Source organism: Nocardia brasiliensis NBRC 14402 (genome assembly GCF_000308475.2).
Classification (GTDB): Bacteria; Actinomycetota; Actinomycetes; order Mycobacteriales; family Mycobacteriaceae; genus Nocardia; species Nocardia brasiliensis.
Map to the genome: position 1 here is coordinate 1 of NZ_BAFT02000036.1, position 11680 is coordinate 11680.

Annotated in this window: 10 protein-coding genes and 1 pseudogene; 5 read left to right on the forward strand and 6 right to left on the reverse strand. The window is 67.7% G+C overall.

The genetic code is table 11. The features are described from left to right. Together TY25_RS10620 and TY25_RS10625 are read right to left on the reverse strand one after the other, a co-directional pair. Positions 1–186, reverse strand: a pseudogene (locus tag TY25_RS10620) (suppressor of fused domain protein); the annotation flags it as partial. Positions 187–275: 89 nt separating this feature from the next. Beyond that, a complete protein-coding gene (locus TY25_RS10625; protein WP_042255766.1) occupies positions 276–2345 on the reverse strand; it encodes an NAD(+) synthase in 2070 nt (689 codons plus the stop codon). A gap of 87 nt (positions 2346–2432) precedes the next feature. Between TY25_RS10625 and TY25_RS10630 the strand changes: the two genes are divergently transcribed. Both TY25_RS10630 and groL read left to right on the forward strand, forming a co-directional pair. Next, positions 2433–2726: a hypothetical protein gene (locus TY25_RS10630; RefSeq protein ID WP_014988705.1), complete on the forward strand. Its 294-nt coding sequence runs from the start codon at positions 2433–2435 to the stop codon at positions 2724–2726. A 215-nt stretch (positions 2727–2941) separates the two neighbouring features. After that, positions 2942–4567, forward strand: a complete 1626-nt coding sequence (gene groL / locus TY25_RS10635; RefSeq protein ID WP_014988704.1) for a chaperonin GroEL — start codon at positions 2942–2944, stop codon at positions 4565–4567. Between the two features lie 154 nt (positions 4568–4721). Here groL and TY25_RS10640 read toward each other — a convergent pair whose 3' ends face one another. Next, on the reverse strand, positions 4722–5738 hold the full coding sequence (locus TY25_RS10640; RefSeq protein WP_042255767.1) for an SMP-30/gluconolactonase/LRE family protein: 1017 nt from the start codon (positions 5736–5738) through the stop codon (positions 4722–4724). A gap of 96 nt (positions 5739–5834) precedes the next feature. Here TY25_RS10640 and TY25_RS10645 point away from each other — a divergent pair, with 96 nt between their 5' ends. The 3 genes from TY25_RS10645 to TY25_RS10655 all read left to right on the forward strand — a co-directional run bounded on the left by TY25_RS10645 (position 5835) and on the right by TY25_RS10655 (position 8269). Further along, positions 5835–6299: a MarR family winged helix-turn-helix transcriptional regulator gene (locus TY25_RS10645; protein WP_226887143.1), complete on the forward strand. Its 465-nt coding sequence runs from the start codon at positions 5835–5837 to the stop codon at positions 6297–6299. 447 nt (positions 6300–6746) lie between these two features. Next, positions 6747–7379: a TetR/AcrR family transcriptional regulator gene (locus TY25_RS10650; protein ID WP_226887144.1), complete on the forward strand. Its 633-nt coding sequence runs from the start codon at positions 6747–6749 to the stop codon at positions 7377–7379. 29 nt (positions 7380–7408) lie between these two features. Then, the gene (locus tag TY25_RS10655; RefSeq protein WP_042255768.1) at positions 7409–8269 is read left to right on the forward strand and encodes an alpha/beta hydrolase family protein; all 861 of its coding nucleotides are present in this window, start codon (positions 7409–7411) and stop codon (positions 8267–8269) included. Here TY25_RS10655 and TY25_RS40435 read toward each other — a convergent pair. From TY25_RS40435 to TY25_RS10670, 3 genes are all read right to left on the reverse strand, one after another. Further along, the gene (locus TY25_RS40435) at positions 8263–8904 is read right to left on the reverse strand and encodes a TetR/AcrR family transcriptional regulator C-terminal domain-containing protein (protein ID WP_052382907.1); all 642 of its coding nucleotides are present in this window, start codon (positions 8902–8904) and stop codon (positions 8263–8265) included. The genes TY25_RS10655 and TY25_RS40435 overlap by 7 nt on opposite strands. A 75-nt stretch (positions 8905–8979) precedes the next feature. Beyond that, positions 8980–11037, reverse strand: coding sequence for a prolyl oligopeptidase family serine peptidase (locus tag TY25_RS10665; protein ID WP_042255769.1), 2058 nt, complete (start codon positions 11035–11037; stop codon positions 8980–8982). A gap of 41 nt (positions 11038–11078) precedes the next feature. Then, positions 11079–11624, reverse strand: a complete 546-nt coding sequence (locus TY25_RS10670) for an AMIN-like domain-containing (lipo)protein (RefSeq protein WP_042255770.1) — start codon at positions 11622–11624, stop codon at positions 11079–11081. Positions 11625–11680: the final 56 nt, after the last annotated feature.

Here is an 11680-nt window from a genome sequence, read left to right on the forward strand (position 1 = left end):
CATGCCGTAACTGATGTAGTGCCAGTGCGGCACCGGCTCGGTGCGCGAATAGGCACTGATCCCGTCGAGCGGATCCGGCCCGCCGAGCGACCAGCGGTGATCGGTGGCCCAATGGAAAGGTTCGGTAGCGCCGTACAGCGGCTGCAATGCGTCGTCGATGGCCTTCCAGCCGGGTGCTTCACTCACACCGCCACCCTAAGTCCGCCGAGCCGCCCGGCGCCGGGCGGATTGTGTTGCCGGGCAGCCGGTGCCGCGCGGCCGGGTCCAGGCCCGGCCTAGGGCACGTTGCGGGCGAGTTCGTCGAGCCAGGCCGCCGCCGACGCGTCGCTCGGCGCGCGCCAGTCGCCGCGCGGCGAGAGCGAGCCGCCGGAACCGACCTTCGGCGCGTTGGGCAGGGTCGAGCGCTTGAACTGGCTGGTCTGCACGAATCGGCGCAGGAACTCGGCGAGCCAGTGCTTGACGGTGGGCAGGTCGTAGGCGTTGCGCTGCTCGACGGGAATCAGCTCGGGCCAGCTGCCTCGGCTCGGATCCGACCACGCGTGCCTGGCCAGGTAGGCGATGCGGCTCGGCCGATAACCGAAGCGCAGCAGGTAATAGAGGTGGAAGTCCTGCAACTCGTACGGCCCGACGGTGGCCTCGGAGCTCTGGCTCGGCGCCGCGCTGTCGCCGGTGTGCGGGGCACCGGTGCCGGGCACCAACTCCGGTGAGATCTCGGTCCGCAGAATGGATCCGAGCACCTCGCCCGCCGCGGGTCCGAACTCGCCGGTGTCCACCGACCACGCGATCAGGTATTTGATCAGCGTTTTCGGCACCGAGGCGTTCACGCTGTAGTGCGCCATATGGTCGCCGACGCCGAAAGTGCACCAGCCGAGGGCGAGTTCGCTCAGATCGCCGGTGCCGACCACCAGGGCGCCGTGCTGGTTCGCCAGGCGGAACAGGTGCGAGGTGCGCTCGCCCGCCTGCACGTTCTCATAGGTGACGTCGTACTGCGGCGCCCCGTCGGCGGCCGGGTGCCCGAGGTCGCGCAGCATCTGCGTGGCCGAGGGCCGGATGTCGATTTCACGGGCGGTGACCCCGAGCGCGTCCATCAGGCGATGCGCGTCGGTGCGGGTCCGGGTGCTCGTCGCGAAGCCGGGCATGGTGTAAGCCAGCACATTCGCCCTGGGCAGGCCGAGCCGGTCCATGGTCTTCGCCGCGACGATCAGCGCCAGGGTGGAGTCCAGCCCGCCGGACACACCGATCACCACGCGCTCGGTCCCGGTGGCGCGCAGCCGGGTGCTCAGTCCCGCCACCTGGATCTGCTGGACCTCGGCGCAGCGTTCGTTGCGCACCGCCGGATCGGCGGGAACGTAAGGGAAGCGCTCGATTTCGCGGCGCAACGGCACGGCCGCGCGCGGGATCGGCAAGGTCACGTCGATGCGCCGCACCCGCGCCAGCCGCTCGCGGTGATCGTGCACATTGTCGGCAAAGCTGGTGGTGCGCAACCGATCAGCGGCCAGCCGTCGCAGGTCGAGATCGGCGGTGACCAGCTGCGGCCGGTCGGCGAAGCGCTCGCCCTCGGCGAGCAGATCGCCGTTCTCGCACACCAGGGCCTGGCCGTCCCAGGCCAGATCCGTGGTCGATTCGCCCTGTCCCGCAGCCGAATACAGGTAGGCGGCCAGGTAGCGCGCGGAATGCGAAGCGCAGAGCGCACGTCGGTAATCGGCCTTACCGATGACGATATTGCTCGCGGACAGATTGACCAGTACGGTCGCGCCCGCCAACGCGGCATAACCACTGGGCGGCAACGGAACCCAGCCGTCTTCGCAGATCTCGAGATGAAAAACGAAACCCGCGAGATTGTTCGCCGTGAACAACAGATCCGCGCCGAACGGCACCCGCTGACCGGCGATGGTGATGTGCGTGTCGAGATTTTCCCGGGCGGCGGCGAATTGCCGCTTCTCATAGAACTCCCGGTAATTCGGCAGATAGCTCTTCGGTACCGCGCCGAGAACCGTGCCCGCGCATATCGCGATCGCGCAATTGAACAACCGCCCCTGGCTGCGCACCGGCGCGCCGACCACGAGCACGGTGGCCAGCTGCGCGCTCGCCGCGACGACCCGGGTCAGCGCTTCTTGCACGGCGTCGTCCAGCGCGTCTTGCTGGAACAAGTCGTCCGCGGTGTAGCAGGACAGCCCCAGCTCGGGGAATACGGTCAGCACCGCGCCGTCGGCCGCGGCCTGCTCGGCCAGTTGCAGGGTCTGTGCCACGTTGTCCGCCGGATCGGCGACCCGCACCCGCGGCACGGCCACCGCCACCCGCGCGAAGTCGTGCCGGTAGAGCGAATCGAAGGGTAGGTCGTGCACGGCCGTCCCCCTTAGCGGAGAATATCGAAAATGATCATGATTCCCTTCTGCAATCTACGCCGCCCCGCGGCCCGCTAAGCTATAGCAATGGCGGATGAAACGGATTCCGACCTAATCGCGGGGGAACGACGCGCGGATCTGCTGCGTGCGCTTTCTTATGTGTCCACGGAGTCGCAGCCGGACGGCAGTTATGTCGTCAACGGCGACCTTCCCCCCGACGTGGCGCCACCTTTTATCAGGGCGATCATGCGGGTCGAAGCGGAGTTGTTGTTGCACGACGCGGAGTTGGTCACGGTGGAGGGCGGTGAGCCGCGCACGCCGGAGGAACGCCGGACCGACGCCTTCGTGGCGCTGGTGCTGCGCGTCGACGACCGCGCCTGAACCGAGCGAACCGACCTTGCACTCGGCACCCCCGAGTGCTAGAAATGGCTTTGGCACTCTCTACCGGTGAGTGCCAGGTCGGGACGGTGAGACCGGGTTCCATCGACACCCTCGGTCGTCCGTCGCGGGCACCGAACCTGGCCAGCGTAATGGGGCGATCCAACCTGCGGTCGTCCTGTGTGTCAGCCATATACATGGAGGATCTCAACAACGCCATGGCCAAGACAATTGCGTACGACGAAGAGGCCCGTCGCGGTCTCGAGCGGGGCCTCAATGCCCTCGCTGACGCGGTCAAGGTGACGCTGGGGCCGAAGGGTCGCAACGTTGTCCTGGAGAAGAAGTGGGGCGCCCCCACGATCACCAACGATGGTGTGTCCATCGCCAAGGAGATCGAGCTGGAGGACCCGTACGAGAAGATCGGCGCCGAGCTGGTCAAGGAAGTCGCCAAGAAGACCGACGACGTCGCGGGCGACGGCACCACCACCGCCACCGTGCTCGCCCAGGCGCTCGTGCGTGAGGGCCTGCGCAACGTCGCGGCCGGCGCCAACCCCCTCGGCCTGAAGCGCGGCATCGAGAAGGCCGTCGAGGCCGTCACCGCCAAGCTGCTCGACACCGCCAAGGAGATCGATACCAAGGAGCAGATCGCTGCTACCGCCGGTATCTCCGCAGGCGACTCGTCCATCGGTGAGCTCATCGCCGAAGCCATGGACAAGGTCGGCAAGGAAGGCGTCATCACCGTCGAGGAGAGCAACACCTTCGGGCTCCAGCTGGAGCTCACCGAGGGCATGCGCTTCGACAAGGGCTACATCTCGGGTTACTTCGTCACCGACCCGGAGCGTCAGGAAGCGGTCCTCGAGGATCCGTACATCCTGCTGGTCGGCTCGAAGGTCTCGACCGTCAAGGATCTGCTGCCGCTGCTGGAGAAGGTCATCCAGGCCGGCAAGCCGCTGCTGATCATCGCCGAGGACGTCGAGGGCGAGGCCCTGTCCACCCTGGTGGTCAACAAGATCCGTGGCACCTTCAAGTCTGTCGCCGTCAAGGCGCCGGGCTTCGGTGACCGCCGCAAGGCGCAGCTCGCCGACATCGGCATCCTGACCGGTGGCGAGGTCATCACCGAAGAGGTCGGCCTCTCGCTGGAGACCGCGGGCATCGAGCTGCTGGGCCAGGCCCGCAAGGTCGTCATCACCAAGGACGAGACCACCATCGTCGAGGGTGCGGGCGACGCGGAGGCCATCAAGGGCCGCGTGGCGCAGATCCGTGCCGAGATCGAGAACTCGGATTCGGACTACGACCGGGAGAAGCTGCAGGAGCGTCTGGCCAAGCTGGCCGGCGGTGTTGCGGTGATCAAGGCCGGTGCCGCGACCGAGGTCGAGCTCAAGGAGCGCAAGCACCGCATCGAAGATGCCGTGCGTAACGCGAAGGCCGCCGTCGAAGAGGGCATCGTCGCCGGTGGTGGCGTTGCGCTGCTGCAGTCGGCGCCCGCGCTCGACGATCTGACCCTGACCGGTGACGAGGCGACCGGTGCGAACATCGTGCGGGTCGCGCTGTCGGCGCCGCTGAAGCAGATCGCCTTCAACGCCGGCCTCGAGCCGGGCGTTGTCGCCGAGAAGGTCTCGAACCTCCCGGCGGGCCACGGCCTGAACGCCGACTCGGGCGCCTACGAGGACCTGCTGGCTGCCGGCGTTGCCGACCCGGTCAAGGTCACCCGCTCGGCGCTGCAGAACGCGGCGTCCATCGCGGCGCTGTTCCTCACCACCGAGGCCGTCGTCGCCGACAAGCCGGAGAAGGCCGCCGCTCCCGCGGGCGACCCGACCGGTGGCATGGGCGGCATGGACTTCTGAGTCCTGCCTTCCGGCAACACCTTTCAGAAAACCGAAAGCCGGTCCACCCTCGGGTGGGCCGGCTTTCGGCTTGTCGCGGCGTCCCTTCCGCTTACTCCACGCCCTACTATACAGGTAAGCCTAACCTTAATTCCAGTGGGGTGTAACTACAGGGTCAGATCCCGGATACCGCGAGCACGGCGAACGGCCCCGGCGTGCCCGGGCCCATCGGGCCGCCCTTGTCGAATTGTGACGAGACGACCAGGATCCGGTTGTCCACCCGCACCAATGTGGTTGGCAGGGCGAGGGATTCGTCGGTGAAACGCGCGTCCAGGGTGGCGCTGGTCCCGTCGTCGGTCAGCGTCCAGCGCGAGATCGTCGCGGCCGTGTTCTGCACCGCCCACAGGGTACGGTCGTGCAGGTCCAGCCCGTCGCCGAAGGTCAGATCGCCGCCGCGCAGCGCAACCTTGCGGATCTGGCCGATTGCGTTGGGGGCGAGGTCGATTCGGAACAACTCCCCCGCGTGCATGTCGACCGCCAGCAGATAGCGACCGGCGGGGTCGGCCGCGATGCCGTTCAGGGTGAAGTCGCTCGGGGTGTGCGGCGCCAGCGCCGGGTTCAGGTCGAAGTGCGCGGTCAACTCGGCCCGTCCGCCGTGCGCGGCGGTCGTGCTGACCTGATCGGCGGTGACGCGATAGACCACGCCGCGGCTGGAATCGGTCAGATAGGCCGTGCCGTCCGGGGTGACGGCCAGGTCGTTGACGAATCTCGGGCCGGTTCCGGCGACGTCGAAGCGGGCGATCGGCGCGCGAGTCGCGGTGTCGTACACGGTGACTCCGGCGGTGGAGTCCGTCACCCACAGTCGTCCCGCCTGGTCGACTTTCAGGCCGTTGGCGGTCTTGCGGCCGTCGGCTCCCTCGGGGAGGAAGACCTCGGCGGTCGCGGCGCCGGGGGCGGCCCGATAGATCGCGCCGGTGGTGTACGAGCCGACGTAGGTGTCGCCGGTGCGGGGATCGGCGGCGATGCCTTCGGGGTAGGCGTGATCACTCGGCAGCGCGTAGGCGGTGCTGATCCGGTTGGCCGGCGCGGCGGGGGTGGGTTGCGCGGCTTCCTCGGTGCCGCAGGCCGCGAGCAGGCCGCAGGTCAGGGCGACGGCCAGGGTCGACAGGCCGAGTCGAGTCGGGTGTTGCATGGTTAAGCCTCTCATTGAAGTATGGATGCAAAGCTAGGTTAGAGTTCTAATGATCGTCAAGAGTCTAATGATCGGATGGGCGGATACGATCGGGTGATGACGTCCCTGCCCTCCACCGAGCGCATCGGCTCGTACGTGAAGCGCGCCGAACAGGCGCTGCAAACGGCGAAGCATGCCGCCTTGAAGCCGGCGGGCGTCACGGTGCCCCAGTACGCCGCCCTGCTGTACCTCGATGAGAATCCCGGGATCTCGGCCGCGGCCCTGGCTCGGCTCTGCGGCGTCACCCCGCCCACGATGAACACCGTGCTGTCCAATCTGCAGGATCGCGGTCTCATCGAGCGGACCCCGCACGCGTGGCACAAGAACATTCTGGAAACCAGGTTGACCGAGGCGGGCGCCGCGGTGATGCGTGACGCCGACGCCCGTGCGGTGCGGGTCGAGCGTGCCGTCGCCGCCGGTTTCACCGACGCTGAACGTGCCACTCTGCAAGACCTGCTGACCCGCTGTGCCGACCTGTTCGACTCGGTCCGGCCCGAAACTCCATCCGCCACAAAGGGTTGACCGGCCGGCGCTTGTCCGGGTCGTCGGAGTGCCGAACGTCGGAGTGGTGGGGATCGCTTGTGCCTCTTGGCGTTCGGTCAATTCGGCGCGTATTCGCAGATGGGATGAATCCGGCATAACCAGCGGTCCAGTTCGCTTTCTGAATAATTCTATGAATTCCCGTCAAAATCGTCCGCGCGCGCTGTGACCGAACTGTTAGAACTGTTTCGGCAAACATTCAGTGACAAGACAGCTGTCCGCAATCCGCAGAAGTATCGGATGGTCTGAAAAACTGTTGTCCGTGCTCGGAAGGATTTCGTTAAGAGTTGCTCGGCCCGGTTTTCGTAGGACGACATTGTGTGCGCAACGAACCTGACAACTCTGGGCAAACGCCCGGTCAGGCCATGGTTGAAACGAACAGCCCGATCCATGTCGAGCGCTTCTGGCGCTTCTGTATTGTCTGCCCCAATGTCACAGGATGCGAATACGGGTCGAATGTATGCCGGGCAACCCGTCGAGGACCGGCAACGTCAGCGGCGTGCGCGTTTTCTGGAATCAGGCCTGACGGTCTTCGCGCGCGACGGCTACGCCAATAGTTCGGTCGGCGCCATCTGTAAGGACGCCGGACTCTCCTCACGACAGTTCTATGAGGAGTTCACCGGCCGCGAGTCCCTACTACTAGAGCTCTATGAGCAGATCGACCGCGAATCGCGCGACGCGGTCGCCAAGGCGCTGGAGGCGAAGACCGACGCGAGCGTGCTCGAGATCATCGACGCGTCCGTGCGCGCCTACGTCGAATCCATCGGCGCCGATCCGCGCAAGGCCCGCGTTGCCTTGGTCGAGGTGGTCGGGGCGGGCCCCAAGGTGGAGAAGTTCCGGTTGGAGCTGCGCCGGGTGTGGGGATCGCTGCTGGCCGGCGCCGCGGAGGACGCGGCCCTGCAAGGGGAGATTCCGACCGGCGACTACGAGATGCGCGTGCTGGCGGTGATCGGCGCGGTCAACTACGTGGTGGATTCGTGGAGCGGTTCGGATCCGCGCCCGCCGCTCGACGACGTGATCAGGGTGCTGAGCAGGGTGATCATGGGAGCCGTCCGGGCTTGAGCGGGTCGCGGCGCGGTAGCGTGCCGGGCATGGAAACGGTCCCGATCCAGATGCCGGACGGCAGTACGGTGCCGGTCCGGCTGCTTCCGGCCTCGGGTGCGCACCGGCACCCGGTCACGCCGGACGCCCCGCGTCCGGTGCTGGTGGTCGTGCCCGGCCTCGGGGTGCCCGGCGAGTACTACGACGGTTTCGCCCTCGGCCTGTCCCGGCGCGGCTTCGACGTCGCCATCGGTGAGCTGCGCGGCAACGGCGCGAGCACGCCGAAGCCGAGCGCCGCGAGCACCTACGGCTACCACGAGCTGGTCTCGGTCGACTTCCCGGCGATCTTCCAGGTGGTGCGCGACCGGTTTCCGGCGAGCACGCCCTACCTGCTCGGGCACAGCATGGGTGGTCAGCTCGCCGTGCTGTATGCCGCGCGGATTCGCGGGCGGCTCGGCGGGCTGATCCTGATCGCTTCCGGCACGCCGTATCACCGCGGCTACCGGGGACTTTCGGGTCCGGGCATGCTCGTCGGCACCGCGGCGGTCTCGTTGACGGCGAACCTGGCGGGCTTCTGGCCGGGCGATCGGATCTCGATGGGCTTCGGCAGACAGTCCAAGGTGCTGATCTCGGACTGGGCCCGGCTCGCCCGCACCGGCCGGTTCGTGCCGGTCGGGGCCGATATCGACTACGAGGAGCGGATCGCCCGGCTGAAGCTGCCGGTGCTCTCGATCACCATGACCGGCGACGAACTGACCCCGCCGGGCTCGGCCGAGCACCTGCTGGCGAAGCTGCCCAAGGCCGAGGTGACCACCTGGCGCGCGCCGGAACCGTTGGGGCACAACGGCTGGATCCGCGATTACACCGGCACGGTCGATCAGATCGAGAAGTGGTTGCGCGATCGTCAGTGAGGCCTGCGCGGTGTCTCGACATACCGCGCGAACCCGTCGAGCATTGCGTCGACCCCGATGTCGAAGTGGTCGGCCGGTGAAATGTCCTCGGCCGCATCGGGTTCCGCGCGCACCGCGGCGATGGTGTAGCTGAGCAGGTGGCCGAGCACGTATTCGCGCAGGCAGGTGGTCAGCTGCGCCGCGACGTGCGCCGGGAACCCGGCGCCCTGCAGATGTTCCACCAGCCAGCTGCCGGTCTCCAGCGCGGACTCGCTGCGCACCGGCCGAGTCGCGAAGACCGGCACCGCATTCGGGTGCCGGCGCAGCGTGGAGCGCAACCGGTGGGTGTAGGCGCGCATGAGCTCGCGCCAAGGTTCCTGCCAGGGCAGCGAGGCCATGTCCAGCTCGTTGAACATGGTCGCGGCGACGGCGTCGAACAGGTCCTGCTGATCGGCGAAGTGGCGGTAGGCCGCCATCGGATCTGCGCCGAGCGCGGCGCCGAGCTTGCGCATGGAGAACCCGTCGATGCCGGTCTCGTCGATGAGGCGCAGCGCGGCCCCGGCGATGTGGTCGCGGTTCAACGCGACTCGCCGCGACGGCGCGGCGCGGCTCGCGCTGCCGCGTATCGGTTTTCCGGCGGCGTTCTCGCCCTGCACGACTGCTCCTCCCGAGCCGGGTCTACGGCGTAGACGACTCCACTACACCGTAGGCCCGGGCGGTCGAATCGGGCGCTATTTGCCGCGTTCGATCAGCATCTGCGTGAAGAACTCGTAGATCAAGCCCGCCTGGAAGGCGGACTGCTTGTTGTCCGCCGCGCCGCCGTGGCCGCCCTCGATGTTCTCGTGGTACCAGAATTCGTGTCCCTGCTCCTCCAGCAGCGCGGCCATCTTGCGGGCATGGCCGGGGTGCACGCGATCGTCGCGGGTGGAGGTGGTGAGCAGGATCGGCGGGTAGGTCACCTCGGCGCGGGCGTTCTGGTACGGCGAGTACTTGCTGATGTACTCCCATTCCTCGGGCTTGTCCGGGTCGCCGTACTCGGCGATCCAGGAGGCGCCCGCGAGCAGCAGGTGGTAGCGCTTCATGTCCAGCAGCGGCACCTGGCAGACGATCGCGCCGAACAGTTCCGGATAGCGGGTGAGCATCACGCCCATCAGCAGGCCGCCGTTGCTGCCGCCCACCGCGCCGAGCTGGTCGGCGGTCGTGATGCCGCGGGCCACAAGGTCTTCCGCGATCGCCGCGAAATCCTCGTACACCTTGTGCCGGTTCGCCTTCTGCACCGAGGTGTGCCACTGCGGGCCGTATTCGCCGCCGCCGCGGATGTTCGTCATCACCCAGGTGCCGCCGCGTTCCAGCCAGCCCATACCGGACGCGCCGCTGTAGGCCGGCGTGCGGGAGACCTCGAAACCGCCGTAGCCGGACATCACCGTCGGGCCGGGCACGCCCTTGCGGTCGCGATGCCGGATCACGAAGTACGGCACCGCGGTGCCGTCCGCCGAGGTCGCGAAGAACTGCTCGGTCTCGATGCCGTCGGAGTCGAAGAAGCCGGGCTCCTGCTTGAGCCGGGTGGTCTGCCCGCCGACCGAACTGGCCAGCAGCGTGGCGGGTGTGGTGAAACCACTGGTGGTGAGCATGAATTCGTCGCCGCCCTCGAGCGGGTCGAGATTCAGCACGCTGGTCGTCGCCATCGGCGGGGTGTCGGCCAGCGACTCCCGGCGCCAGCCGTCGGCGCCCGGCGTCACCACGTACAGCTTGGTCTGCACGTCCTCCAGGGTGATCAGCAGCAGATGGTGCTCGGTCCAGCCGTAACCGTGCAGCGAGGTGTGCGCGTCCGGTGTGAAGATCACCTCGAAATCCCTTGCCCCGGCGAGGAATCGCTCGAAGTCGGTGGCCAGCAGCGCGCCCGCGGGATAGGTCCGGCCGCCGACCTCCCACGGCGACTTCAACCGGACGAGCAGCCAGTCCTTGTACCAGGATTCGCTGGCGTCGGTCGGCGTGTCCAGGTGGGTCAGCGTGCCGTCGGCGCCGACCAGGTACACCTCTTCGTTGAAGAAGTCGGTGGCCCGGCCGACGAAATGCCGTTCGTAGCCGGGGGTTCGGTCATAACCCGCCGAGACCGCGACGTCCTCGGCCGCGCCCTCGAACACGGTTTCCGCCGCCGCCAGCTCGGTACCGCGGCGCCAGCGCTTGGCGATGCGCGGATAGCCGGAATCGGTGAGCGAGCCGGGACCGAAATCGGTGCCGATGTACACCGAATCCAGGTCGATCCAGCGCATCTCGGATTTCGCCTCGGGCAGGAAGTACCCGCCGTCTTCGGGGGCGATGAACGCCCTTGTCGCGAGGTCGAATTCGCGCACCACCTTGGCGTCCGCGCCGCCGCGGGACAGGCTGATCAGTGCCCGGGACTGTTCGGGCCGCAGCACCGCGGCACCGCCCCAGACCCAGTTCTCCTCCTCGGCGGCGGCGAGCGCGTCCAGGTCGATCAGCACGTCCCAGTCCGGCGACTCCTTGGCGTATTCGTCGAACGTCGTGCGCCGCCACAGGCCGCGCGGGTGCTCGGCGTCGCGCCAGAAGTTGTAGAGCCAGCGGCCGCGCCGTCCCGGATAGGCGATCTTGGTGTCCGTATCGAGCATGTCCAGGATGCGGTGCTCGAGTTCGCTGAACCGGTCGGAAGAGGCGAATCGCTCGACGACGACGTCGTTGTGCGCCCGCGCCCAATCGAGGGCCCGCTCGTCGGTCACTTCTTCGAGCCAGAGGTAAGGATCGGTCACGTTCTGCTCAACGCCGCTCATCCCCACATTGTTGCCGAGCGCCGCGCATCGGCACGTGGGGGTTACCACAAGTGTGCTACGTCCACCACGACGCGCGAGCCGCTACCGGGACCGTCGAGGGTGAACACCCGCATCGGCAAGCGGGCCCGCACCCCGAGGCCGACGGTGGTCTGGCCCTCGAACGAGCCGGCCCACGCGACCTGACGGAAGGTGCGATAGCCGGCGACGTCGGCCAGCTCGGCTCGGTGCGCCGGCTGGTAGGTGGCGTGCCCCGCGTCGTTGTAGGCGGGCGCGAGCACCACGACATTCAGGAACGCGCCGCCGCGCAGCGCGACCGGTGTACCCGATCCGTCCGCGTGGACCCGGTCGACGTAGCCGACCCGATATCCCGGCACCGGGCCGGCCAGGTCGATGACCAGCCGGTCGAAGCATTCGTGGCGGCCGGTGCGCAGGCCGGTGACCGGCGCGGTGGACATCGCGGGATTCGTTTTGTCGAGCGAACCCCACACCAGTCCGCAGTAGGAGGGGGTCGCGGTAGCCGCGCCGGGCACGATCCAGAGGCCGGCGCACAGCGCGACGGAGGCGATCAGGAGAAATAAGCGACGCATGTCGCACCGCCTTCAGGCAGTAAGAATGGAGCACTCGGTGAATCGGGCGAATTGGA